Raw genomic sequence first — 25,832 nt, 5'->3', positions numbered from 1 at the left:
AGGTGTAGCAATTTAATAGGGCAGTTATGGGTGACTATAAAAATAGTAAATCACTAAATGTAAGCAATTAAATATAAGCAATTAAATATAGGTCACTAAATATAAGCAACTATAAATACCAAGATATGGATAATGACGTATGACAGGCGTAAAGTCTGTTATAAAAAAGATGTCAAAGACGGCAATATCCCATCGACACCATGAGTTCAATAGAAATTGTGATGAACCACCCATATTTTTTCAGCGTTTTTTGATGTTGATAGCTTTTTTACGCTTGTTATTTATTATGGTTTCTTGGATTTTTTTAAGTCATGCAAGCTTTTTCAAGCTCAGGACGGGCGCTGTCAATAGTTGCTAATAGCGCTGCTTCAAATTCACCTTCTTCAAACACTACCAAACCTGAATGCGCACTACAAAAGTTACGCACGTCACGCCAGTCATGCGCCAAGTTGATGGCCCAATCACAATAATCTTTGCCAGCATTTGACTCATCTTTGAGTGCTTCTATGGTTGTAGCATGTAAGTTTATACCTGCTTGTACCGCATTAAATCGCTTCGAAGGTGGCGTCTCGATGGTATCGTCGACATACAGACTTTGGCTAGCAGGATGAAATACCAAGAGCGAGCTTGAGTGCACAGAGTCATCAGGGGCAATATAGTGAATGCCTTTTGGCAGTGAAAATTCAAGCTCAGGATAACGCTCGGCGACCGCTGTACTTTCAACGTAATCTGCACTCCAATTCACTTCTGGCACTTCCTTATGGTGACGTGCACTACCATAAAATAGAGCATTTGGAAAGTCTTTTGCTACTCGCGCACAGTGCACCGTATGAAAAGGATGCACGTTGAGTACCGCTTCTATGTCCTGCCCATTATTGGTCAGTGCCATCACTTGCGCGCGGACCTCGCCAGTGAGTGTATAGCTGTCCAGCAGCACAAACTTTCCAGAGGATAATTTTACCAATGCTGATTGATTGCCTATATCAATCATGCCTTGTCTCACGAACGAGCCGCGAATATTCCAAAAACCTGCACCTAAATCATGTATCTGGTCTTTCATTGTAGACAGTCTCCTTTAAGTCATAGCCAATTAAGTCATAGCCAATTTAAAAGTCATCGCTAAATTTAAATTTTCTTAAGCCATATTAAGTTTTCTTAAGCCATAATAGTACGCAAATAAAGGAGTAATTAAAGCAAATGTCACCATTCCTATACACCGCTTTACGAACAGTCTTTATAATCATAAGCAGAGATACGTGGGCTTTTGCTGTAGTTTTCGTTGGCACATAAAAATTTATCGAAGCGTGTGTCATTATTGATATAGCGTTGCATCCACGCGATACCAGGCTTACTCAGCAGTATCTCGTTAAAGCGGTAGGTTGGACAAAAATGACTGCCATTGTCCACCTCAATTTTCATCTTGGGGCCGGTGGCATTATGATAAAAAACATTGGTATATTTCTCATTGGTGGCAATACGGTCACGCTCGCAGGCGATGACTAAAGTTGGTGTCTTTACCTCGCCATAGCTTTTGTCATGATAGGGTGCGAGTGGCATGATGGCTCGTACTGTGCTGCGCTCCTTTGCTAGCTTAAGCGCACCGCCACCGCCCATAGACCAGCCGATAGCGCCCAATCGCTTAGGATCTATCTTATTGCCAACGGTATCATCAGCGATTATGTGGTCTAGTGCGGCATTCAATTGGGTCGCTCTACTATTCGGATCGTCATAGATAGAGTTGGTATCGATAGTGATAACGACGAATCCCCAAGAAGCCAAACGCGGTCCCCACCATTTGATAGCAGCCTCGTAAGACACGTAACCCGGAACCACAGCGATAGCACCTAACAAGCCGCAACCGATAGCATCGGTTGGGTAGTGAATCGTGCCACCACCGAAGCCCTTTGCTGATTGGCGCGCAACGTGTTTGGTACTGACAGAGAAGGGGCCGTTATCACGAGTATCAGAAAGCGCCGCTGCTGTGATCGCGCTATCAGCAATACAGTCTGATGGCACTGATGGCACTGATGGCACTGATGGCACTGTTGGCACTGTTGGCACTGTTGGCACTGTTGGCACTGTTGGTAATGCTTCGTTTGCTGAAATAGTCGTGGTTTCTGATAAGCTGACTTCAGCCAAAGTTGGCACAGAAAAAATCAGTGCGCCCATGGCGATAGTGGCTTTTTTAAGCCAAGCATTTTTTATCATGATAAATATTCTTTTAAGTGAAAGTCGTGTACTTGTGCTGAGCGGCTTAGTTATATTGTTTTATCTTATACTTAAGGCAAAACAATAGTAGACATTAATCTTGTCATTGTCAAAGTTGTGCACTGCCTGCACGGTATCGAATGCGACTAGGTAGCAGTGCAAATTTAAAGGTAAAGCGAGGCTGCTTTAAAGAAGTGAATTTCTATAGATGACGTGGGCATCATAGACATAAAATCGTTGGTAATTAATGGTTAAATAACAAAGCTAATGTGGTGCCAATAACACATCTAGAACTGAGTATATGGCTTGATGTGATAACATAAACCGCTTGTCTTTACGATATGAATGTATCATTTAAAGAGACTGTCTTACCTTCTGGATTTACTTACCTTCTAGATTTATCGTGCAACTAGATTTATTGTGCAGCGTGTTTAGAACATAGCTCTGTCACCCGTCTCTCATCCAAGCCAATAACAGGTGTGTATCACTGTCGTGGCATAACCAATAAAGTCAGCCTCCTTGTGAATCATTCTACCGACCAGACCCAAAATACCGTCCCACAGCCTTCTGTCTCACCAAATCATTCAACGTCATGGGTTTTAAAGCTCACTTTTGGCTTGATTGGCATGTTCGCTTTTTTACAAGTGTATTCTATTCAAGCGGTGCTACCCGTCCTGATGGTAGATTTTGCGGCGACTGAAGTGCAAGCCGGTATGATCGTTGGGGCAACCGTGTTGGCAATCGCCATCATGTCACCGTTTTTGGGCATGCTCTCTGATGCGGTCGGGCGTAAGTCATTTATCGTTGGTGCTTTGCTATTTTTAGCGATACCGACGGCGCTCATTGCGCAAAGCCCTAGCATTGGTTGGATGGGTATATGGCGCTTCATACAAGGACTCTCTGTGCCCGGTATTACCGTGGTGACCATTGCCTATATCGGAGAAGAGTTTGAGGGACGCGCGGTCACTGAGTTGATGTCATTTTATGTCTCAGGTTCGGTATTTGGCGGCTTTATGGGGCGGTTTTTGCTTGGGCATTTACACGAGCTTATTGGCTGGCGTGCCGGCTATTATGTGATGGCAGCGATGACGCTGATCGGTGCGCTTTGGGTCGGTAAAATGCTACCCTCATCGCGTCACTTTGAGGCCAATCCGAACTTTCACTCAGCGATACAGACGCTGGGTGAGCATTTGACCAATCGTTACGTCGTGACAGCCTGTTTGCTTGGTGCTTGTGTATTATTCTCATTAGTTGGCTGTTTTACCTTTATTAATTTGCACCTAACAGGCACGCCATATGAGCTCGGTACGGGTGCGCTGGCCAATATTTTTGCGGTGTACTTAATTGGGGTAGTCATTACGCCATTGTCCTCTACATTGCTACGTCGATTTGGTTCAGCACGAACCGTTCGGGTGGCCGTTATTGTGTCGATATTTGGGATGTTATTGACGCTGGTGACGCCACTTTGGGGTATTGTTGTAGGGCTCGCGATTATGTCCTCTGGCGTGTTTGTCACTCAGGCGGCAACGATTAGCTATATCGCGGTCAATGTCAAAAAAGGTCGCTCACTGGCTTCTGGCTTATACTATATGGGCTATTATGCAGGTGGCACTCTAGGGGCATGGCTATGCGGGATAGCGTACGCGCGCGGTCAATGGTCACTTACCGTATGGTTGCTATTATTCGTGCAAGTACTGGCATTATCGGTCGCCAGTTTTGGCATGATAAAAACCAAACCCCGAACCACTTAACCTATATATAGCTCGTCAAATATGGCATAAAAATCACAGCTACTATCCTAATACTTACGTAAGCAGCCTTTACATGGTTGAGGTTTTTTCTTACTATCATTACAAGGTTTGTCGAGCATATTTTTTATTAAAATAATAATTTCAGTTCGCCTCAAACCCTTTAATAGCCATTAAAATTACTGTAAATAATTAACAAGGACGTCAGATTTATGTCAAATATCTATCACAGTGCGCCAGCTGCTTATGAGTTCCCATTACTGATTAAGCAATTGTTAAACCGTGCCAAAACTGTCTCACAAGATCAAGAAATCGTTTATGCAGATAAAAAGCGCTTCACTTATAAAGATCTGTTTAATCGTATCAATCGCTTGGCCAATGTTTTAGCCGACCTAAATCTTGATACTGGTGATGTGGTTGCCGTCATGGATTGGGATAGCCATCGCTATTTAGAATCCTACTTTGCAGTGCCGATGTCGCAGTATATTTTGCAGACCGTCAATATCCGTTTATCACCAGAAAAGGTGCTGTACACCATCAATCATGCAAAACCAAAAGTGCTGATGCTTAACTCTGAGTTTGCCGCACTGGTGAAGGACTATCAGTTTGAAAACTCCAGTATCGAGCATATCATTTGGCTAGATGATAACGGTATGACGGTAGAAGGCGTTTTTGGTGATAACCAAAGTCGCGTAACGGGTGAGTATGAGGCATTGCTAGAAGCCGCTGATGATACTTTTGAGTTTCCAGATTTTGATGAAAACACGATTGCGACGACTTTTTATACCTCAGGCACCACAGGCGATCCAAAAGGCGTGTTTTTTAGTCATCGTCAGTTGGTACTACATAGTATGGCAGAGGCCGCCACACTGGGTATGTTGCCGAACAAACAAGGCGTGAGTAACGGCGACGTTTATATGCCGATGACGCCGATGTTCCATGTGCATGCATGGGGTTTCCCGTTTACCGCGACCATGGTTGGTCTCAAGCAAGTCTATCCGGGACGTTATGCGCCTGATACTTTGCTGGATTTAATCATCAACGAAAAAGTTAGCATCACCCATTGTGTGCCGACGATTTTGCAAATGGTACTCAAAGAAGCGCAAGATCGAGGTGCCAGTTTTAATGGTCTAAAAATGATCATTGGTGGTTCAAGATTGACCGAAGGGTTAGCAAAATCTGCATTGGCACAAGATATCGAAGTCTATACGGGCTACGGTATGTCGGAAACAGCGCCGCTCATTAGCCTGACAGAATTTAGTCTCAACGAGCCAGAAATGACGGAAGAAGAAGACATCGCTCGCCGTTGTATGACTGGTAAGCCAGTGGTTATGGTGGACGCCCAGATATGGAGTACGAATAATGAGCCAGTTGGTACAGGTGAAGAAAATACGGGCGAGCTGGTACTGCGCGCACCGTGGTTGACCCAAAGCTATCTAAAAAATGACGATGCTGGCAAAGAGCTGTGGGAAAACGGCTATATGCATACTCAGGATATTGCCTATGTACGCCCTGATGGCTATATTAGAATCACGGACCGTCTAAAAGATGTGATTAAATCAGGTGGCGAGTGGATTTCATCATTAGAGATTGAGACGATTTTGTCGCTACATCCATCAGTGGCTGATGTGTCGGTCATTGGCGTTCGTGATAAGCAGTGGGGCGAGCGTCCATTGGCGTTAGTGGTGCTCAAGCCTAATGCTCAAGAGACCAAGGTCGAAGATATCAAAGCCATTGCTGAGAAAGCGGTAGAGCGCGGTATCATCCCTAAGTATGGTGTGCCCAGTCAGTTCAAGTTCGTTGATGAATTGCCCAAAACTTCTGTAGGCAAGCATGACAAAAAAGTCATGCGTGAGATGTATGCCGATCAGACCGAAGTATAACTTTACGTGTCTCATTATCTAAAGTCGTTAGCTGTTAAACTATTCAAATGTTCATTATGATCGAACAGATTAAACGCTTAACAGTTGACCTTTATTGTTAGCTCTGCTACATTTTAAACCGATACATTATGTATCGGTTTTTTCAGTTCTGGCACGGATGACCAGTACCTCATTACGATATTGTTTATCACAACTATATTCAAAACTATATTGCATCATATCTTGTTTATGCTAAGGACAGCTATTATGAGCGACCCAATCAACAACCAAGTAGCACCCAAACTTTCTGAAAACGGCCAAACTCAAGCCACTCAGACCCCGAGCTTTGCTGATATTTACCACAGCTCTATCAACGATCGCGAGCAATTTTGGGCAGAGCAAGCGAAACGTATCTACTGGCATAAAGAGCCAGAACAAATCCTTGATGACAGTAATTTGCCGTTTGCTAAATGGTTCGTCGGCGGTGAGACCAATCTCTGCTATAACTGCGTCGATCGCCATCTGCCTGATCGTGCTGAGCAAGATGCTTTTATTTGGCTGTCCTCAGAGATTAATCAAGAGCTAATAGAAACCTTCCCCACCGTGGCTGATACTTTTAGCGATTTGGGCAATAACGTTGAGTTTTATACAGACTATACCAAGCGTCGCCTAACCTATAATGACTTGTATAAAGAGGTCAACTATTTCGCAGATGTGCTACAACGTCATGGCGTTGGAGAAGGTGATCGAGTCATCATTTATATGCCGATGATTTTAGAGGCCGCTTATGCCATGTTGGCTTGCGCACGTATTGGTGCGATTCATTCGGTGGTATTTGGTGGGTTTGCCGCGCACAATTTAGCCATTCGTATGGATGATGCCGAGGCAAAAATGGTCATCACGGTCGATGCTGGTCTGCGCGGTGGTAAAGTTATCAACTACAAAAACCTAGTCAATCAAGGGGTAGAGCAAGCGACAGCCAAGCCTGAGCATGTATTGGTCGTTGATCGTGGCATTTTACCTTTTGAAGCGCAAGCGATAGATATCGATTATGCGACTGAGCGCCGCATCAGCTGCGAGGCCAATGCCATCGTTGATCCAGTATGGTTAGAGTCTAATACCCCATCGTATTTACTTTATACTTCTGGTACGACCGGCACTCCTAAAGGGGTGCAGCGTGACACGGGCGGTCATGCCGTGGCGTTAACGACCTCGATGGACTATATTTATGACGGTAAAGCCGGTGAGACCTTTTGGGCGATATCCGATATTGGCTGGGCAGTGGGGCACTCTTATACTATTTATGCGCCATTGCTGGCAGGTATGACCAGCGTTATGTACGAAGGTCTACCGCATCGTCCCAATCCGGGCATCTGGTGGCGTATCGTTGAGGCCAACAAGGTGAATATTCTTTTCACCGCGCCTACAGGTGTGCGTATGCTCAAAAAGCAAGATGAAACTTGGATGACACGCTATGATGTTTCCAGTCTTAAATCTTTCTTTTTAGCTGGTGAGCCACTTGATCAGTCTACAGCGGATTGGTTAAAGAGACATCTGGGCGTGCCTATTTTAGATCATTACTGGCAAACCGAGTCCGGCTGGCCCATCCTAAGCAATACCCCAAAATTTGATGATAAACCGCACAAGCAAGGCTCACCTGGTTATCCGATGTATGGCTATGATGCGCATGTGATCAATGAAAAAACAGGCGAGCGTTGTGCTGCGGGCGAAAAAGGCTTGCTGGCAATTACTGCGCCTCTACCACCTGGCTGCCTGACAACCGTATGGCGTAACGATGAGCGCTTTATTAGTAGCTACTTTAGTTTAGCTGATGGCAATGAGTACTCTACATCAGACTATGCCGTAACTGACGAAGATGGTTGCTTTTATATACTCGGCCGTACCGATGATGTCATCAATGTCGCTGGTCATCGGATTGGTACTCAAGAGATTGAGGAGGCGATTAGCACCCATCCTGAGATGGCTGAGTGTGCCGTTGTGGGTATTCATGATGAGCTGAAAGGTGAGTTACCCATCGCGTTTTGTGTGCTAAGAGACCACACCCAAGTGGCCACAACCGAAAACCGCTTTCGCCTTGAGCAACAAATCATTGGCGCAGTCGTCAAGTCGCTTGGCGGCATTGCGCGTCCAGCAGCGGTTTATTTTCCGCAATCAGTACCAAAGACCCGTTCTGGTAAAATACTACGCCGCGCCATACGTGCGCTGGCCGAAAACAAGCCCACAGGAGATATGTCAACACTCGACAATCCAGCAGCGATTGATGCGATTAAGCAGTCTATGAAAGATTATTAGAAAATAATCAGCCTAGGTTTTATTGGTTAAAGTGTGCTAGATCTTCAAAAATAGTCTCTGTCGGAGCTATGGTCGAATATCTGGCACACTTTAAGAGAATACCCAATTTTACCCAGTGCATTTCTACGACTTATTCGTTTGCGTTAAAGGAAGTTGCTGTTATGGATATTTTTGCCATTGTATTGTCTTTGGTATTGTTAATGTATTTTGCTTATCGAGGAGTGAGTGTTTTAATACTAGCCCCTGCTCTTGCCATTCTAGCTGTTGTTCTAAGCGGCGTTGGCAGTCAAAGCATGGGAATGTATACCCAGATATTTATGGAAGGGATGGGCAGCTTTGCGGTTAAGTATTTTCCCTTATTTTTACTCGGGGCTATTTTTGGCAAGCTGATGCAAGATTCAGGCTATGCTTATGCCATTGCCAAAACTTTAGTGACAAGATTAGGAGACAAGCATGCCATGCTATCGGTGGTATTGGCTTGCGCTATTCTTACTTATGGCGGGGTATCCGCTTTTGTGGTTACTTTTGCCATATACCCGATTGCCGCTGCTTTGTTCAGACACGTCAATATTCCCAAAAGATTGATACCGGGTGCGATTTGTATTGGTGCCTTAACACTGACCATGACCGCATTACCGGGTACCCCTTCAATTCATAACGCTATTCCCATGCCTTACTTTGAGACAGATGCGTTTGCAGCGCCTGGATTAGGCATTATTGCCGCAATAATTATGCTGGGTGGCGGTATGTTATGGATGAGTCGCCAACTTCGTATTGCCCATGTGAATAATGAAGGGTATGGCAATCATACTTTAAATGAACAAGACAGCCCTTCGAACAATGATATACCCAATTTCTGGCTAGCACTATTGCCCATTGTCATCGTCATATCAGGCAATTATGTCTTTTCAAAGATCATAATACCTTTGTGGAGCAACAGCTACTTAGCTGATGAAAAATTTGGAGGGGTAGAACTAAGCTCGGTCATTGGTATTTGGTCCATAATTCTATCGTTGGTTTTGGCTTGTATTTTTGTTATGGCATTTAATTTTAGAAAAATGGACAGTGTAAAAGAAAGTTTAAACAAAGGCGCTATGGGATCTTTACTGCCGATTTTTAATACGGCATCAGAGGTGGGCTATGGGTCTGTTATTGCGACGCTTGCAGGCTTTGCCATTATCAAACAGTACCTTATGGGGTTTGCGCCAGGCAATCCATTGATATCTGAAGCGATCATGATTAATGTTTTAGCGGGTATCACAGGATCAGCGTCTGGTGGTTTGGGTATTGCCCTAGAAATTATGGGTGCAAGTTATATGCAATTGGCAGAGCAGTATAATATTGACCCTGAACTGATGCATCGTATCGCTTCTTTAGCGGCAGGTGGGCTGGACTCATTACCACATAACGGGGCCATCATAACCATGCTCGCTATTTGTGGGCTCACCCATAGAGAGTCCTATAGAGATATCTTTGTGACGGCTGTCTTAGTCCCGTTGATAGCACTAATCACAGTGATTACCTTAGGAACAATGTTTGGGTCGTTTTAATCCTTTGTAGAATGATAGTTTGTTACCTAGAAACAAGGTAAACGCTTTAATTTATATATAAAACTTGTTTATATTGCTACTTATGTTGTTTTTTACTCATATTTCACCTTTGAGCTCATGGACTCTCATGGGCTTTTTTTGTTCTTAAATTTTACTCTGCGTGTTTAAGTTAGCGATAAATAATGGCTGATATAAATTTATGATGTCTATGTTTAACGTTCAGGTTTAAAGTTCAGCTTTAACATTCAGGTCTAGCGTCCATATTTACCGTCAAAAATACGACTCGGGAGGCTAATTGGCTTTTACCAGCGCCCATACTAACAAGGATATTTTTCTTTAGAAGGAACTCCTTTACTAAAACTTCAACAAAGCCCTTGACCCTAAAATTGTTTTATTGTTATAGTCAATAACGATACGTAATAAATCATTTTATAATTAATATGATTTGTAGCAACCTATGAATTTTTAATCCTCCTCATAACTATAAAGATACCGTTACGCGGTAGTCTCGCAAACAAGATAAGGATATCTTATGCACCACGTTCAGCAGCTCATCAATGGCCAGTTTGTTGATTCTAATACCAGCGAATGGATTGATATCACCGATCCTGCCACCCAAGAAGTCATTGCCAAAGTTCCACAGACCACAGATGATGAAATCAATCAAGCCGTTGCTGCTGCCCAAGCGGCTTTTCAGACTTGGCGCAAAACACCGATTACCACTCGTGCTCGTATCTTTTTAAGATACCAAGCGTTGATCCGTGAGCATATGGATGAACTGGCAGCAATCTTGACCGCTGAACAAGGCAAAACGATTGCAGACGCTCGTGGTGATGTATTCCGTGGCCTAGAAGTGGTCGAGCATGCCGCAGGTATTGCAAATTTACAGGTTGGCGATTTCGTTGAAAACGTGGCCTCAGATGTGGATACCTACAGTATTTGGCAGCCACTTGGCGTTTGTGCAGGCATTACACCCTTTAACTTCCCAGCGATGATTCCGCTTTGGATGTTCCCGATGGCGATTGCTACGGGCAATACTTTTATTTTAAAGCCTTCTGAGCAAGATCCAATGGTCACCATGCGTTTGGTAGAGTTGGCAGTCGAAGCGGGCGTACCCGAAGGCGTACTAAACGTGGTACATGGCGGCAAAGCGACCGTTGATGCTATTTGTGACCATCCCGATATCAAGGCGGTTTCTTTTGTTGGATCAACCAACGTTGGCAAACACGTCTACGAGCGTGCCAGCAAATCAGGCAAGCGTGCCCAGTGTATGATGGGTGCCAAAAACCATGGTGTTATCTTACCTGATGCCAATAAAGAGCAAACGCTCAATCAACTAGCGGGTGCCGCCTTTGGTGCTGCTGGTCAACGTTGTATGGCGCTGTCAGTCGTGGTGTTAGTCGGTGCTGCTGGTGAGTGGATTGATGACATTAAAGCCAAAGCAGAAGGCTTAATCGTCTCAGCTGGTAAGCATGATAAAGACTTAGGCCCGCTGATTTCTCCTGCCGCCAAGGCTCGTGTTGAGCATTTGATTGGTACGGGCGTAGAAGAAGGCGCTAGTCTGTTGCTTGATGGTCGCGGTATCACCGTCGAAGGCTATGAAAAAGGCAACTTCGTCGGGCCAACTATCTTTGATAATGTCACAAGCGATATGCAGATTTATAAAGAAGAAATTTTTGGTCCAGTGCTTTGTATTATGCGTGCCGCCAGCCTTGATGAAGCGATTGAGCTGCTGAATGCCAATCCACATGGTAATGGTACGGCTATCTTTACCCAGTCAGGCGCTGCTGCACATAAATTCCAGCAAGACATTCAGGTCGGTCAAATCGGTATCAACTTGCCGATTCCTGTGCCGCTACCGATGTTCTCATTCTCAGGCTCACGTGCCAGTAAACTTGGTGATCTCGGTCCTTATGGTAAGCAAGCCGTTCAGTTTTATACTCAGACCAAGACGGTAACTGCGCGTTGGTTTGATGATGAGGCAAGCCGCGGCGTCAATACCACTATTTCAATTTAATCGTTAATCCGCTATACGTGTGGTATAGCGCCACTCATGTTTAATATGTTTTTTAATATCAAAGCATAATTTTGTGATGGTCGTTATGCCACTGCTATACTGTATAAACGATATTAAACGAATGACTCATCAAACCTGAGTCACCATATTTGCTTTGCAAGCACAAGGATGATCTTATGGATTTCTCATTGACAGACGACCAAATTGCCTTTCGCCAAACTGCCAGACAGTTTGCGCAAAAAGAGCTAAAGCCAAATGCCGCTGAGTGGGATCGCACCTCACATTTCCCAGTCGATGTTATCAAAAAATCAGGTGAGCTTGGGTTTTTGGGGCTGTATACCAATCCAGACTATGACGGTTTAGGATTACCGCGCTTAGATTCTGCTATGGTTTTTGAAGAGTTGGCATGGGGTGATACGTCTGTGGCGGCTTATATGAGCATTCATAATATGGCAGGCTGGATGATCGGTGAATATGGTAGCGATGTCCTATGCAAAAAATATTTGCCGAAGATGGTCAGCGGTGAATGGCTTGGCAGCTACTGCTTAACGGAAGCTAATGCTGGTTCTGATGCAGCCTCATTGCGTACCAAAGCTGATAAGCAAGGCGACCATTATGTGCTTAATGGGGAAAAAGCTTTTATCTCCGGTGCTGGTGAGACTGATGTCTTGGTAGTAATGGCACGGACAGGTGGTGCAGGGCCAAAAGGCATCTCAGCATTCGTTATCGATGCGCATAGCGCTGGTATTGAATATGGTAAAAACGAGCATAAGATGGGCTGGAAAGCTCAGCCAACGCGAACCATTAGCTTTAAAGACGTCAAAGTGCCAGCAGAAAACTTAATAGGCGAGGAAGGTCAAGGCTTTCGTATCGCTATGAAAGGCTTAGATGGTGGACGTATCAATATCGGTATCTGTGCAGTTGGTACGGCACAGTCAGCGCTAGAGACCGCAACCAATTATGTGCAGGAGCGTAGTCAGTTTGGCAGCCCGATTGCCAGCTTACAGTCGGTACAGTTTAAGCTTGCTGATATGCTGACTCAAACTATCACGGCGCGGCAAATGCTCTATTTAGCGGCCAGTAAAGTCGATAATAAGGATGCGCAAGCCTCTACTTATTGCGCGATGGCAAAGCGTCTCTCCACGGATTTGTGTTTTGATGTCGCCAATGAAGCGCTACAGCTACACGGTGGCTATGGCTATCTAAATGAATATCCACTTGAGCGCCATGTGCGAGATTTGCGTGTCCATCAGATTTTGGAAGGTACCAATGAGATTATGCGAGTGATTGTCTCGCGTCAGCTATTACAGGACGATGCGTTGGATCAATTACGTTAACTGCATTAGTCGGCTAATCTGGCTTAGCTATGATTAGCTGCAGCTTTTGTACCTAGCGCCCAACCAATAAACCATACCAAATTCAGATAAAATAAAGGACTATTTATGACGGATTATACCAATCTCAAGTTATCGATTGACGGTCATACTGCTACTGTGACATTGAATAACCCGCCAGCCCATACATGGACAATGGACAGTCTGCCGGCGCTAAAGCAGCTGGTGACTGATCTTAACGCCAATGATGATGTTTATGCCTTGATTATTCATGGCGATGGTGAGAAGTTCTTTTCAGCGGGTGCAGATTTAAATAATTTCTCGGACGGTGACAAGGGTCGAGCAATAAGCATGGCCATCGCTTTTGGCGACGCGTTTGAAGCGTTGTCGGCTTATCGCGGTGTCAGTATCGCGGTTATCAACGGCTATGCCATGGGAGGCGGACTTGAGTGTGCATTGGCATGCGATATCCGTATCGCAGAAGCACATGCACAGATGGCCTTACCAGAAGCTGGTGTTGGTTTATTGCCATGCGCGGGTGGCACCCAAAATCTAACAGCTCTAGTAGGTGAAGGTTGGGCAAAGCGCATGATATTGTGCGGCGAGCGCGTTGATGCAGAGACAGCATTACGTATCGGCTTGGTTGAAGAAGTCGCTGCTAAAGGAAAAGGACTACAAGCAGCACAAGCATTGGCGCAAAAAGTCGCTAAGCAATCACCCGTTGCCGTTAGTTATTCTAAAACACTTATTCAAGCCGCTAGAAATACCCCGCCTGCGCAAAACCTTATCCATGAGCGCGAAGCTTTCGTGAAATTGTTCGACACCAATGATCAGCGCGAAGGTGTACAAGCATTTTTAGAGAAGCGTAAACCTACGTGGCAAAATAAATAGTCTGTAGGCATGTCCTGATATTTACTTTACTCATTTTAATTTTGGTAGGTCTCTTTTATGACAGTAGCAACAGAAAGCACAGAACAAGCAGCGCCTGTATTGTTCAATACTGAGCCGACAGAGTGTGGCCATCTTATTGGTATCATGACGTTAAATACTCCCAAATCACTCAATGCCTTAAGTGTTGAGATGTGTCAATTGTTATCACAACAGTTAGAGCAATGGAAAAGTGATGAGCAAGTAGTGGCGATACTATTAAAAGGAGCAGGCGATAAGGCGTTTTGTGCTGGCGGGGATATCCGCAAGCTTTATGACAGTATGTCGGAAACTGCGCCAATGCCAAACCCTTATGCGACTGAGTTTTTCAGCCATGAATATCGTCTATACCGCCAAATGCACTTTTATACTAAGCCATTAATACTATGGGGTGACGGCATTATTATGGGCGGTGGCATGGGATTGATGTCAGGTTGCAGCCATCGTCTGGTCACCGAGCGTACCCGCTTTGCGATGCCAGAAGTGACTATTGGACTGTTCCCCGATGCTTCTGGTAGCTGGTTTTTACAGCGTATGCCAGCCAAAGCAGGTTTATTTTTGGGGCTAACGGGTGCGATGTGCAATGGTAACGACGCAATGTTGGCTAACCTTGCAGAGTATGCCGTCGCCAGTAGTGATTATGATGCCGTCATACAAAGTTTAAAGCAGAGCGATTGGCAGGTTGCAGCTAGTAGTACGGATAAATGTGATAACAATAGCGCCTACAGTATCGTTAGCCGTGCACTGGCAGCACAGCCTGTTGCCGATTTTCCTGCTAGTAAGCTAGCAACATACTGGCAGCCTATCCAGCAGTTGATGAATAGCGGTGGCCTAGGCGATATTGATGCGCTCCTACAAAGCGACGAGGCATTGGCAAATCTAGATGCAGATTTTGCTGATGATAGCTGGACGCAGCGAGCAGTGACTACTTATCGCCAAGGTTGCCCAGTGACCGTTGCTTTGACCTATGCGCTTTATCATAAAGTCACAGATTTATCGATAGAGCAGGTTCTATATTTAGAAACCAATGTGGCGGTACATTGTGCGGCCAATCCTGACTTTAAAGAAGGCGTACGTGCGCTATTGATTGATAAAGATCGCAATCCGCAATGGTCGCGTTCATTAGCCGACTGTCTCAGTACCGAAGGTCAGAATTACATTCATCAGCACTTTGTGAACCCTTATTCTAAAGGTGAGCATCCCTTGGGCGATTGGTTGGGTGATGAGGCAGCAGGCAATCAGCTGGTGCGTTAAAGACTGGATGTGTCAATTCAATATAAATATTAAATATAAATCAAACTCAAATGAACAGCGTACAACTATATATGTAGCATTATATATAGCAATGCCTGCACGTATGATCAATACTTAACCATCAAGGAATGATGAGATGAATACAAAGGATGTAAATGCCACCGGTAGCAATACTACTAAGCCAAATATCGCCTTTATTGGGCTTGGTAATATGGGCGCACCAATGGCAGAAAACTTGTTAAAAGCAGGTTATGCGTTATCTGTCTACGATTTGTCTGAGGACGCGACGCAGCGCTTACAGCAAGCGGGTGCTAGCGTGGCGGATAGCCCGAAAGATGCTGCAAACAATGCCCAAGTCGTCATTAGTATGTTACCAGCTGGCAAGCACGTCCATTCTGTCTATCTTGGAGATAGTGGTCTGCTGGCGAATTTACCAAAAGGCACCTTGGTCATCGATAGCAGTACGATAGCCGCAGCTGATGCAAGGACGGTAGCAGAGGCGGCAAGTGAGCTTGGCATCGACTTCCTAGATGCGCCAGTCTCCGGTGGTACGGGCGGCGCTATTGCAGGCAGTTTGACTTTCATAGTTGGTGGCAGCGACGATGCATTTGCCAAAGCAGAGCCGATACTAGCCGTTATGGGCAAAAACATCTTTCATGCAGGCGACCACGGTGCCGGACAAGTCGCAAAAATCTGTAATAACATGTTGTTAGGTATTCTCATGGCAGGGACAGCAGAGGCGATCAATTTGGGTGTCAAAAACGGCTTAGATCCAAAAGTGCTGTCAGATATTATGCTACAAAGCTCAGGTCGTAACTGGACACTAGAGGTCTATAACCCTTATCCGCAAGTGATGGAAAATGTGCCATCCAGTAATGGTTACCAAGGCGGCTTTATGAGTAAGCTGATGCAAAAAGATCTGAATCTTGCGATGCAAACCGCTCAGGACACCAATGTTGAGACACCAATGGGTGCCAAGGCAACAGAGCTGTATGAAGCTCACACAGTAGAGAATGGTGATAGGGACTTTTCTAGCATCATGGGTCGTCATGACGCATCGTTGCTGTCTTAGAAATACAAAGACTTATAGATAAAAAAAAGGTCTACGCTATGATATTAGCGCAGACCTTTTTTTTAGTTTGGTTTTGATTGTCAATGTTGTTAACTTTGTAGGTCATATACTAGCGTCTGTACGTCCTGCGCGGCTTTTCGCAGTCGTGGTACATGGGTCAACAGCTCGTCTAGCGACACGCGTATGGTTGGTGCGTGCAGATATAATGAAGCCAGATAGCGTGACTTCTTGTCCAATATAGGCACAGCGACTGCCACCATCTCAGAGATAAACTCCTCATTGTCGATGCCGATACCAGTATCAGCGATACGATCAAGCTCAGCATTCAATGCATCAATATCGGTGATAGTGTTTTTGGTGAACTTATCTAGTGGCAAACCTTGCAATATTTTATGACGGCTAGTATGAGACAACTGGCTCAAATATAGCTTACCTGTCGCTGTACACCACATGGGTGATTTTGCCCCTACAGGGAGATAAATCTGCAATGGTAAGGTCGTTTGTGCACGGTTGGTATAAATCATATCCATATGATAGGGAATACCAATCCCGCAACTTTCTTTAATTTCGTTAACCAGCTTTTGCAGGATCATCTGCCTTTCATTAAAGAACAGTCGTTGTTGCCAGAGCTCAACACTCAGATTACGTACCCGCTTACCAGGAATAATACCGCCACCAATATCAACGGTCAAAAAACCATCATCAACTAAGTTTTGAATTAATCTATGGATGGTCGGTTTAGGAATGTCTAGTTCCTGTGAGAGCTCAAGTGGAGAAAGCGGTTTTGAAGCATAGGACACCGCTTCTATAATTTCTAGTACACGGGTAATCGACGATACTTTAGGCATATGTATGGCTCAGTAGGAGTAAAGAAATAAAGCAGACAGCATCACAAGATTTTCATAAATAAGATAAATAGTGACATTACTGACGTTCTATAACAAATCTATCATAACAACTAATTTAGCATAATATTCGGTTGAGGCAAGCGCTAGTCTCGTTATATGAGATCATTTATATCGTTTTATTTGTTAGCGTGAATTTTTATATAAGTAATAAAAGATACGTCAACTCACAAATCACAACAAACGGTAGTAATAAGCTAACTAACTACTATTGAGTTGGTTCAGCGGCTCATTCATCATAATGACATATTTTGTAATACCATCACATGAATATTAAGCCAGCTGATATTCATGTCTGTGCTCTTGAGTTACTTTGAGAGCGTTGTGTAACAGGAACATGAAGTTTTGCGGGTTAGTGTAGTAATTATTACAATTTCTATGCAATCTTTACATAATGGCAAATAAAAAGCGCGTCAATAGGGGTGACTTTTTGAGTCAAAATTGTTTTAATCTGCTCAACAAAATGGTGGTTTAAAAAAAGCTAAATTATCATTTTTTACGGGCGAGTTATTTCACACTTTAGGAGAGTAATTATGAAACTTATTAAATTATCTGCAATCTCTGCTGCTATCTTAGCATCAACTGCGGCTTTAGCTGCTGAACCTGTTATCGTTGTTGATAGTGCTGATGCCGTCGTATACGAAGCTGAGCCTGTAGCTGTTGCTTACCAAGCTGAGCCTGCTTATGCATACAACGCTGATGCTGGCATAGTACGTAACACGACTGGTGCAGTTGTTGGTGGTACTAAAACTTTCTTTCAAACAGCTGTTAATCCAGCCGCTGTTAGTGCTGAAGTTGGTACACTAGGTTATGGCGCTAACGTTGCTTGGGCAATGAATGACAAAACTGAACTACAAGCCGGTTGGGCAGGTGGTGATGTAGCTGACCTTTTCGGCGGTGATTTTGACGCTGACGACGTAAACTATGAAGTTGATGCAGATTTCAGCAACCCGTACCTAGGTGTTCAATACCGTCCTGTAGCTAACTGGTTCACTATGGGTGCTGGTATCATCGTTCCTGACAACGATATCGACGTAACTGCTAATGCTGATGGTGACTTCTTCGAGCTTGACGGTATTCAATACAATGCTGCTCAAACTGGTAACTTAGAAGGTAGCTTAGAGCATCGTAACAAGCTAGCACCTTATGGTACTATCGGCTTCCGTCCTAACATCGGCAACAACTGGGGTGTATTCGGCGAAATCGGTGCAGCATATATGGGTAAAACAGATGCTAAGGTTCGTTCAACTAACCCAGATGCAGACGTAAATTACACAGATGAGCAAGGCGTTACTCAAACCATCAAAGGCAGCGAAGTTGCTAATATCGCTGAGCAAGAACTTGAAGATAAAGATTGGTTAGAGTGGTTCCCAATTGTTAAACTTGGTGCAACTTACCGTTTCTAATCTAATCACAGTCTAAGCACTGTATTTAGATTAAGCGTAAAAAAAGGCGACCTTCGGGTCGCTTTTTTTCGTTTAAAATAAAGAGGAATGATTATCTACGGAGAGTATTGGCAAATATCATTTAAAAAACAATAACAGTTTGCTGAGAGGGCAAAACGACAATGTGATAGTTAGCCTTATTATCGCTGATGACAGATAAAGCAGCGTTTTCATTGATGATGTTGATCAGGCTAGGTATTAAGTAGGAATAATCTATTCCTAAGCCTTGTGCCAACTTATACTGATAAACCTTGATAAAACTTTCTTTTATTTGCCATAGCAGTTTAGTGATAGCACTACGTTCATTTGTGGGTAATGCTTGTAATGCAGCAGTTTCATGAGGATGATAAAAACGCTGCGCCACATGCCATGCAACCTTATTGGTCTCTATATCAATCCCCACGGCATGGCGACGACTGATGACTACTGCGATATGATTGCTTGGGGTTCTACTGTTGTTATGCTCAGAATCTTTACCGCTATCACTTCGATTACCCAAATCTGTATGACTGAAACATACATAATGTTGACTCTTAACCAGTCGATAGGGGAAGCTTGATTCATTTAAGATATCAGTGATTTCTAACTTATTGAGTAAGGCTTTTAGCAGTAACCGAACGCCTTTACGCTGCCGTTGACGTTGGTTGTGAGCAACTTCTTTTACGGATAACTGGCTTTGCAATGGACGGCAATACCAGTTAATACGAGGTATCTTATGAAAATCCGTATCTAGGACATGAGGAACCGATAAGCGTGTTGGTTTACCCCATATAGCTTTAGTGTTTACATACAGCGGTTCGCTCACTTGTGCGGTTGCACACCATGTCATCGGATCGAGCTGAGTGTACTGAATATGAGTTAACGGTAAGGTTGGCATTGTTTATATTTAATAATTAGTAATGGGTTAGCTATTTTTAGCATAAAAAGCTTGGAAATGAGTGATTCCATTATCTTAGCGCAATAAAAACTCAAAAGCCCAGCAATATTAATATTACTGGGCTTTTATAAAGCGAATGACGCTTTATCTATTACTATCAGTTGTACCGGTCTTAGTAAGACAATTCAGCACGACGGTTCTGTGCATAGGCATCTTCAGTATTGCCGGCAGCAGCAGGACGCTCTTCACCATAGCTGATGACACGGATATTGTTAACAGCAACACCTTGCGCAGCAAGGTAGTTACGTGCTGCTTGGGCACGACGTTCACCAAGGGCGATATTGTATTCACGGCTACCGCGCTCATCGGTATGACCAGCGATAACAACACCAGCGGCTGGGTTTGAGCTCAACAAGCCTGCGTGTTGGTTCAAGACGCTGGCCGCTTGTGAGGTGATTTCACTGCTGTCAAAGCCAAAGTAAACAACCGCTTGTAGATTCTCAGCACCAGTAATAACCGCGCTTGAATTGTCTACAATAACAGCACCATTGTAGCCGACTTGGCCACCTGGGATGCCTAATGGCGCAACCACGACTTCAGAAGTAGTACGTTTAGTCGCACAACCAGTGGTTATTGCAACGGCGCTTGAGAGTACAGCGAGGACAGCGATCTTAGAAAAACTGATTGACATGATGAGCTCCTGAAATTTTAATAAAATTTGTTTTTTTGAACTGCTAATGATAAAAATTAGGCAATTATCATCTATCATATACTAAATGTTACTTTATGTAAGTAGTATTACTGTAAATAGGCTATGAATTACTGAGCGCTTTTATATGGTTTTAACAATCCTACCTATATCACCAGCGATGCTTGCCCCAGTTTTCGGGATTGGCCCAGTAGTCAGCGTTCAGCCAGTTGGGTAATTGCTTATAATCGTACAAATTAAACTGCCACAGTGTTGGCAATGAGTCAGGTGTAGAAGAGGTATGAATAGCACGTCTACCAGCGTCTTTCAAAGAAGGTTCGCTTAAAATATCAAATGGCGTAAAGCCATAAGCTTTTAAGTCTAGGGTGCTATCGAGTGCAATCAGTAGGTGCGCGGCATAAAGATCACGATAGCGCATGAGCAATGGGATATATTGGGGTAGCAGCTCTGCTGATAAGGTTGGTAGCCAAAAGCAAGCGAGCTCATAACGTTCAGAGAGTTGCTGCTGGGTGAGTTCTGACAACGTTGATAAATGTGTTTTCCCTTTTTTATTATCGAGATTTTTTAGGGATGTCTGTAGTGCTAAACGTTCAGCTTTATCTTGCACAACCCATAACAGCTCGGAGCTATCATCGGAGCTACCATCAGAGCTAGCACTAGTTTGTTTAATAGCAGTAGTTTGCTCAGGTGTTTCTGGTGTGTCTACCTGTATTGCTAACGATGGCAATAGTACATCAATGTAATCCATCAAAAGTGGTAAGGTAATGGTTGCGCGACTAGTAGGTTGCGTTGTCATAAAATAGGCCGTTTATCGATTGTTGGTGATCAGTGCCTCTATTAAATCATTTTCATTGATACTATCCAATTGATGATTGACGTTTTTGATCTTTGTTTTGGATGATAGGCGTAATAACCTGAAGGGTGGCTCTTGAAATTTGGCTGTTTAGGTCAATGTAGCTAGGTTGTGTCATCATTTAGATTGTGAGGCTTAAAATGAGGAAAATTGCAGTCAAACAAGAAAGGAATTGCCATAAATATGAATATATTGACAAGATTGCTGACGATGTTTGGCAAAATTTAGCTATTTTAAGACCACTAAATGTATCAATGTGCTAATTGATGATAGGCCCTAAATGTCGCTATCATTCTAACAATCATAAAAATTGTGCTAGTTGATTACCCGTTACAACGTAATTTATCATGCTTTTTACCATAAATAATAATAGGAATCTCTATGTCTACTGCTGAAACCGATGCTCAAATTATCAATCCTGACATGCCAGATGTGCCACCGCATGCACCAAGTAAAATCAACTTAAAAGATTATAAAAAACCAAGCTTTGATGTTGAAACGGTTGATTTAGATATCAAGCTGTTCGAAGATCATGCGCAGGTAGACAGCACCCTAAAAATGGTACGTCAAACAGCAGGAGATCTCGTATTATTCGGTGAGGAGTTGGATCTAATCGCCGTTACGATGAATGGTAAGCCATTAACGGTTGAAGATTATCAACAGCAAGCAGGCACGTTGACGATTGCGAATGTACCTGATGAGGTTGTTTTAGAGATTCAAGTACGCATCTGCCCGCAGACCAATACCGCCCTAGAAGGACTTTATATGGCGGGTAGCGGTGACGACACCATGTTTGTGACTCAATGCGAGCCAGAAGGCTTTCGTAAGATTACTTTTTATCCAGATCGCCCTGATGTGCTCGCGATATTCACCACCCGTCTTGAGGCGGATAAGCGCTATCCGATACTACTAGCCAATGGTAATTTGGTTGAAGCAGGCGAGGTCGCAGATGCGCCAGACCGTCATTATGCGATCTGGCACGATCCAACTAATAAACCAAGCTATCTGTTTGCCTGTGTCGTCGCTGATTTGGATGTATTGACGGATTCTTATACTACCAGCGAAGGTCGAGACGTTTTGCTGGAAATATACGCTAAGTCTGCCGATATCGATAAGTGTGATGTCGGTATGCAAGCTCTAAAAGATTCAATGAAATGGGATGAGGTCAATTATGGTCGAGCTTATGATTTAGACCGCTATATGATTGTTGCCGTTAGTCAGTTTAATATGGGCGCGATGGAAAACAAGGGTCTCAATATTTTTAACACTGCTTGTGTGTTGTCTAGCCCTGAGACCACGACGGACTCGCGTAGCTTTAGTGTGAAAGCCATCATCGCGCATGAGTACTTTCATAACTGGACAGGCAATCGCATCACATGCCGCGATTGGTTCCAGCTGTGCTTGAAGGAAGGCTTTACCGTCTACCGTGATCAATCCTTTTCAGCCGATCAGCAGTCGAGTGCCGTACAGCGTATCGATGATGTCGCGACTTTGCGTGCCCATCAGTTTGCTGAGGACGCAGGGCCACTTGCACATCCTGTACGCCCTGAAAGTTTCGTCGAGATTAATAATTTTTACACGACGACCGTCTATGAAAAAGGCGCTGAAATCGTCCGTATGATTGCGAATACCTTGGGGGCAGATAACTTCCGTAAAGGCACGGATGAGTATTTCCGTCGTTACGATGGGCAAGCGGTTACCGTTGAGGACTTCTTGTCTGCGCTCAGTATTACTGATGATAAAATTGAAGACTTTATCGACTGGTATCGTCAGCCCGGTACACCAGTGGTGTCTGGTCATCAAGATTACGATAGCGCCACGCAAACGTTAACCATTACTTTAAGTCAGCAAACCCGTCATGTTAGTGGTTTTGATGCGCCTAAACCTTTACCTATTCCCGTAGCGACCGCGCTATTTGACAAAGATTCTGGTGACATCGTTACCGAGCGTATGCTGCTGCTCGATCAAGCAACGCAAACCTTTATCTTTGAAAATGTGGCTAGTGAGCCGGTCGTATCGCTGCTACGTGATTTCAGTGCGCCAGTCCAGCTCAATTACGATTATCAAGATGAAGATTTGGCATTTTTGCTTAAGCATGAAACCAATGGTTTTAACCGCTGGCAAGTGACACAAATGCTGGTAAATCGCATTTTACTACAGGGACGAGGCTCGAAAAGCAGTCCTGACGTCTATCTGCAAGCAGTCGCCAAGACATTACCTACATTGGCTACTGACGATGCAATGTTGGCAGCGCGTTTGCTCGATATCCCATCAGCGCAAGAGCTGGCATCTGCTATTCATACAGATTACGACCCAGAATTGGTTAAACAACAGCGCGAAGGCTTATATCAACAGCTGGCAGATGCTTTAAAAAATCAATGGGCAACACTTTATAAACAGCTGCCCATGCAGTCTTATGAAGATAGCGCCGAAGCTCGTGGTATGCGTGCCTTGCGCAATGTGGTATTAGACATGGCATTGACGGCCAACGTTGATGGAGCCAATGAATGGGCACAGCAGCAGTATGATAATGCCAGCTGTATGACAGAACGTTTTGGTGCATTAAAAGTGATGGTCAATCATCAATTGGCAGATGCGGATGCTTATTTGGCGGACTTTTATAATCGCTTCCAAAATAATGACTTGGTCATCGATTTATGGTTTAGCGTGCAAGCATCAGCTGATACGGTCACTACTGAAGCTATTCAATCGTTGCTTACTCATACTGATTTTGATTGGAATACGCCCAATCGTGTGCGCTCAGTCATCAGTGCCTTTACCTCGCAGCCGACCGTCTTATGGACGGAAGAGGGTTTAGATATCTATATTGGTGTGATTAAAAAGTTGGATGATGCCAACCCGGTTTTAGCATCGCGTTTGTTGCAAGTGCTTGCACGCTGGAACACCTTGGCTGAGCCACGTCGTCAGATGGCGCATGATAAGCTGTTAGATTTACAGCAAGCCGTGTCTTCTAAACATGTGCTTGAAAGCTTAACGAGCGTACTAGGCGCTGCGAATAAGTAGGGTGGCTAGCTTAGGGCATGTCCTCAATTTATCTCATTTTTAAAGTGAGGACACGCCCTAAAAAAGCACATGATTTTATAAGTTAAAGCATAAAAAAAGCCCGTTTGACATAATTAGTGTCAAACGGGCTTTTTGCTGAGTGGCCCAATAATGATGCATTATGGCCAATCGCCATTAACGGTTAGGCAATACATCTTTTACCATGTCACGTAGACTGTATAGCGCAGTGACTGTGCTATCCCAATCTAGGCAACCATCGGTGATAGATTTACCATACTCAAGCTGGCTCAAATCAGCAGTAAGCTTTTGGCTGCCGCCTTTTAAGTGACTCTCAATCATCATACCGATAATGGATTTGTTGCCATTTTGAATTTGCTCAGCGACATTGTTAATAACCATTGGCTGCAAGTACGGGTCTTTACCTGAGTTGGCATGACTTGAATCAATCATAATCTTGCTGTTGGTTTTACCTTTTGCCAGCTCGTTTTCAACTTGTGCAACAGCGGTTTCATCATAGTTAGGCTTGCCATTACCACCGCGTAGTACCACGTGTGCGTAAGGGTTGCCTTTAGATTTGATGATAGAGACTTTGCCATCTGATGATAGACCTAAGAAGCTATGACCTTCTTTAACCGCTTGCATGGCATTAACGGCGACCGTCATACCACCGTCAGTACCATTTTTGAACCCAACAGGGCACGATAAGCCAGAGCTCATTTCGCGATGCGTTTGACTCTCAGTGGTACGTGCGCCAATCGCTGACCAGCTGATCAAATCCTGCATGTACTGCGGAGTATTTGGATCCAATGCTTCAGTCGCGCAAGGCAAGCCTTTCTCGTTTAAATCAAGCAATAGCTTACGAGCGGTACGCAGACCCTTTTCGATATCGAAGCTGTCATTCATGTCAGGGTCGTTGATCATACCTTTCCAGCCGACCGTGGTACGCGGTTTTTCAAAATAAACGCGCATCACAACGAATATACTGTCTTCAATCTCTTTTGCCAATACGGCTAGGCGATCGGCATATTCGTGAGCGGCTTTGAGATCGTGGATTGAGCACGGGCCAATGACCACAAATAGACGCTTATCTTTACCATCCAAAATATCTTGAATAGTATTGCGCCCTTTTAAGACGGTTTTATAGGCTTCATTTGATAAAGGCAGCTCAGTTTTTAACTCAGCGGGGGTGATCAAGGGAATGAATTTTTCAATGTTCACGTCATCAATATCTGCATTATGGGTAGCTGGTGTTGTCATGATTATATATCGTCTAGCTGATTTATAGGAATAATCATTATGAGGACAAAAGTGCTGATTGACAAGGGCAGTCGCGCAGTTAATTGACTGATAACTGGAATGTCCAAACCAAAACTTAGTTATACTTGTATACACTTAGCGCTATATTTGAATTTTCAAATGCACGTTTAGCCTTTCGTTTTTCCGTCTATTAGGGTCTATTGAGTATTCAAATGTGGTACTGGCAGTGTTTATTTTTTAGACAATACGCAGTGAAATTTTTGACGCCTAGTCATTCTAGGTTAGACAATTTCGCCATGTATTGGCAAAAAATAGCCCTGCCCTGAAAGGCTGATGCTAAAATCACCCCAAACGTTGTTGTAAACCTAGCTAAGGTCTCGACATTATCGTCGGTTTACGCCTAGTTTGGTGCAATTTTAGCGATCAGCAGTCCTAATATTTGAATGTTCAATAGACCCTAATAACGTTCAGTTAGAT

18 protein-coding genes are annotated in these 25,832 nt (G+C 44.0%); 11 read left to right on the top strand and 7 right to left on the bottom strand.

Translation table 11 applies throughout. The features are described 5' to 3' along the window. Window positions 1-304: 304 nt before the first annotated feature. Window positions 305-1,060 (bottom strand): hypothetical protein, encoded by a 756-nt coding sequence (locus ACTQ9T_RS12510; RefSeq protein WP_440465278.1) that lies wholly within the window; start codon window positions 1,058-1,060, stop codon window positions 305-307. 161 nt (window positions 1,061-1,221) lie between these two features. After that, on the bottom strand, window positions 1,222-2,208 hold the full coding sequence (locus ACTQ9T_RS12505; RefSeq protein ID WP_440465277.1) for a dienelactone hydrolase family protein: 987 nt from the start codon (window positions 2,206-2,208) through the stop codon (window positions 1,222-1,224). Between the two features lie 617 nt (window positions 2,209-2,825). On the opposite strand from ACTQ9T_RS12505, the gene ACTQ9T_RS12500 reads away from it, so the two are divergent. The 9 genes from ACTQ9T_RS12500 (at window position 2,826) to mmsB (ending at window position 16,285) form a co-directional block, all read left to right on the top strand. After that, complete coding sequence (locus tag ACTQ9T_RS12500; protein WP_440465318.1) at window positions 2,826-3,959, top strand: MFS transporter; 1,134 nt, start codon at window positions 2,826-2,828, stop codon at window positions 3,957-3,959. A 209-nt stretch (window positions 3,960-4,168) separates the two neighbouring features. Beyond that, a complete protein-coding gene (locus ACTQ9T_RS12495; RefSeq protein ID WP_194619924.1) occupies window positions 4,169-5,839 on the top strand; it encodes a fatty acid--CoA ligase in 1,671 nt (556 codons plus the stop codon). Between the two features lie 246 nt (window positions 5,840-6,085). Continuing rightward, the gene (locus ACTQ9T_RS12490; RefSeq protein WP_440465276.1) at window positions 6,086-8,131 is read left to right on the top strand and encodes a propionate--CoA ligase; all 2,046 of its coding nucleotides are present in this window, start codon (window positions 6,086-6,088) and stop codon (window positions 8,129-8,131) included. 161 nt (window positions 8,132-8,292) lie between these two features. After that, on the top strand, window positions 8,293-9,681 hold the full coding sequence (locus tag ACTQ9T_RS12485; protein WP_440465275.1) for a GntP family permease: 1,389 nt from the start codon (window positions 8,293-8,295) through the stop codon (window positions 9,679-9,681). 532 nt (window positions 9,682-10,213) lie between these two features. Beyond that, window positions 10,214-11,698 (top strand): CoA-acylating methylmalonate-semialdehyde dehydrogenase, encoded by a 1,485-nt coding sequence (locus tag ACTQ9T_RS12480; protein ID WP_189584786.1) that lies wholly within the window; start codon window positions 10,214-10,216, stop codon window positions 11,696-11,698. A 176-nt stretch (window positions 11,699-11,874) separates the two neighbouring features. Then, the gene (locus ACTQ9T_RS12475) at window positions 11,875-13,035 is read left to right on the top strand and encodes an acyl-CoA dehydrogenase family protein (protein ID WP_440465274.1); all 1,161 of its coding nucleotides are present in this window, start codon (window positions 11,875-11,877) and stop codon (window positions 13,033-13,035) included. A gap of 105 nt (window positions 13,036-13,140) precedes the next feature. Further along, complete coding sequence (locus ACTQ9T_RS12470) at window positions 13,141-13,923, top strand: enoyl-CoA hydratase (RefSeq protein WP_440465273.1); 783 nt, start codon at window positions 13,141-13,143, stop codon at window positions 13,921-13,923. Window positions 13,924-13,980: 57 nt separating this feature from the next. Then, on the top strand, window positions 13,981-15,213 hold the full coding sequence (locus tag ACTQ9T_RS12465; protein WP_440465272.1) for an enoyl-CoA hydratase/isomerase family protein: 1,233 nt from the start codon (window positions 13,981-13,983) through the stop codon (window positions 15,211-15,213). A gap of 136 nt (window positions 15,214-15,349) precedes the next feature. Next, window positions 15,350-16,285 (top strand): 3-hydroxyisobutyrate dehydrogenase, encoded by a 936-nt coding sequence (gene mmsB / locus ACTQ9T_RS12460; protein WP_440465271.1) that lies wholly within the window; start codon window positions 15,350-15,352, stop codon window positions 16,283-16,285. 89 nt (window positions 16,286-16,374) lie between these two features. Here the strand turns inward: mmsB and ACTQ9T_RS12455 are convergent, their stop codons facing one another. Further along, window positions 16,375-17,133 carry an IclR family transcriptional regulator gene (locus ACTQ9T_RS12455; RefSeq protein WP_194619914.1) on the bottom strand — a complete coding sequence of 253 codons (759 nt, stop codon included), beginning with the start codon at window positions 17,131-17,133 and terminating at the stop codon, window positions 16,375-16,377. A gap of 590 nt (window positions 17,134-17,723) precedes the next feature. Here ACTQ9T_RS12455 and ACTQ9T_RS12450 point away from each other — a divergent pair. Then, the gene (locus ACTQ9T_RS12450; RefSeq protein ID WP_194619913.1) at window positions 17,724-18,596 is read left to right on the top strand and encodes a hypothetical protein; all 873 of its coding nucleotides are present in this window, start codon (window positions 17,724-17,726) and stop codon (window positions 18,594-18,596) included. Between the two features lie 121 nt (window positions 18,597-18,717). On the opposite strand, the gene ACTQ9T_RS12445 is transcribed toward ACTQ9T_RS12450, so the two are convergent. The 3 genes from ACTQ9T_RS12445 to ACTQ9T_RS12435 all read right to left on the bottom strand — a co-directional run bounded on the left by ACTQ9T_RS12445 (window position 18,718) and on the right by ACTQ9T_RS12435 (window position 21,017). After that, the gene (locus ACTQ9T_RS12445) at window positions 18,718-19,512 is read right to left on the bottom strand and encodes a 4'-phosphopantetheinyl transferase family protein (protein WP_440465270.1); all 795 of its coding nucleotides are present in this window, start codon (window positions 19,510-19,512) and stop codon (window positions 18,718-18,720) included. 172 nt (window positions 19,513-19,684) lie between these two features. Then, window positions 19,685-20,203, bottom strand: coding sequence for a peptidoglycan-associated lipoprotein Pal (gene pal, locus ACTQ9T_RS12440; RefSeq protein ID WP_194619911.1), 519 nt, complete (start codon window positions 20,201-20,203; stop codon window positions 19,685-19,687). A 169-nt stretch (window positions 20,204-20,372) separates the two neighbouring features. Beyond that, complete coding sequence (locus ACTQ9T_RS12435) at window positions 20,373-21,017, bottom strand: DUF6231 family protein (protein WP_440465269.1); 645 nt, start codon at window positions 21,015-21,017, stop codon at window positions 20,373-20,375. 480 nt (window positions 21,018-21,497) lie between these two features. Here ACTQ9T_RS12435 and pepN point away from each other — a divergent pair, with 480 nt between their 5' ends. Further along, the gene (gene pepN, locus ACTQ9T_RS12430; protein WP_440465317.1) at window positions 21,498-24,098 is read left to right on the top strand and encodes an aminopeptidase N; all 2,601 of its coding nucleotides are present in this window, start codon (window positions 21,498-21,500) and stop codon (window positions 24,096-24,098) included. A 174-nt stretch (window positions 24,099-24,272) separates the two neighbouring features. Here pepN and ACTQ9T_RS12425 read toward each other — a convergent pair whose 3' ends face one another. After that, entirely contained in the window at window positions 24,273-25,355 is a 1,083-nt protein-coding gene (locus ACTQ9T_RS12425) for a 3-deoxy-7-phosphoheptulonate synthase (RefSeq protein ID WP_440465268.1), read from the bottom strand. Window positions 25,356-25,832: the final 477 nt, after the last annotated feature.

The sequence above is a fragment of the Psychrobacter sp. ASPA161_6 genome, assembly GCF_051970285.1.
Lineage (GTDB): Bacteria > Pseudomonadota > Gammaproteobacteria > Pseudomonadales > Moraxellaceae > Psychrobacter > Psychrobacter glaciei.
Note: the sequence above shows the minus strand (reverse complement) of the source record. Positions and strands in the feature narration are given on the sequence as shown.

What these genes read in the sequence shown, in the direction of transcription:
- ACTQ9T_RS12510 (WP_440465278.1), bottom strand. Translation starts at nt 1,060, where the DNA reads ATGAAAGACCAGATACATGATTTAGGTGCAGGTTTTTGGAATATTCGC.
- ACTQ9T_RS12505 (WP_440465277.1), bottom strand. Translation starts at nt 2,208, where the DNA reads ATGATAAAAAATGCTTGGCTTAAAAAAGCCACTATCGCCATGGGCGCA.
- ACTQ9T_RS12495 (WP_194619924.1), top strand. Translation starts at nt 4,169, where the DNA reads ATGTCAAATATCTATCACAGTGCGCCAGCTGCTTATGAGTTCCCATTA.
- ACTQ9T_RS12490 (WP_440465276.1), top strand. Translation starts at nt 6,086, where the DNA reads ATGAGCGACCCAATCAACAACCAAGTAGCACCCAAACTTTCTGAAAAC.
- ACTQ9T_RS12485 (WP_440465275.1), top strand. Translation starts at nt 8,293, where the DNA reads ATGGATATTTTTGCCATTGTATTGTCTTTGGTATTGTTAATGTATTTT.
- ACTQ9T_RS12480 (WP_189584786.1), top strand. Translation starts at nt 10,214, where the DNA reads ATGCACCACGTTCAGCAGCTCATCAATGGCCAGTTTGTTGATTCTAAT.
- ACTQ9T_RS12475 (WP_440465274.1), top strand. Translation starts at nt 11,875, where the DNA reads ATGGATTTCTCATTGACAGACGACCAAATTGCCTTTCGCCAAACTGCC.
- ACTQ9T_RS12470 (WP_440465273.1), top strand. Translation starts at nt 13,141, where the DNA reads ATGACGGATTATACCAATCTCAAGTTATCGATTGACGGTCATACTGCT.
- ACTQ9T_RS12465 (WP_440465272.1), top strand. Translation starts at nt 13,981, where the DNA reads ATGACAGTAGCAACAGAAAGCACAGAACAAGCAGCGCCTGTATTGTTC.
- mmsB (WP_440465271.1), top strand. Translation starts at nt 15,350, where the DNA reads ATGAATACAAAGGATGTAAATGCCACCGGTAGCAATACTACTAAGCCA.
- ACTQ9T_RS12455 (WP_194619914.1), bottom strand. Translation starts at nt 17,133, where the DNA reads ATGCCTAAAGTATCGTCGATTACCCGTGTACTAGAAATTATAGAAGCG.
- ACTQ9T_RS12450 (WP_194619913.1), top strand. Translation starts at nt 17,724, where the DNA reads ATGAAACTTATTAAATTATCTGCAATCTCTGCTGCTATCTTAGCATCA.
- ACTQ9T_RS12445 (WP_440465270.1), bottom strand. Translation starts at nt 19,512, where the DNA reads ATGCCAACCTTACCGTTAACTCATATTCAGTACACTCAGCTCGATCCG.
- pal (WP_194619911.1), bottom strand. Translation starts at nt 20,203, where the DNA reads ATGTCAATCAGTTTTTCTAAGATCGCTGTCCTCGCTGTACTCTCAAGC.
- ACTQ9T_RS12435 (WP_440465269.1), bottom strand. Translation starts at nt 21,017, where the DNA reads ATGACAACGCAACCTACTAGTCGCGCAACCATTACCTTACCACTTTTG.
- pepN (WP_440465317.1), top strand. Translation starts at nt 21,498, where the DNA reads ATGCCAGATGTGCCACCGCATGCACCAAGTAAAATCAACTTAAAAGAT.
- ACTQ9T_RS12425 (WP_440465268.1), bottom strand. Translation starts at nt 25,355, where the DNA reads ATGACAACACCAGCTACCCATAATGCAGATATTGATGACGTGAACATT.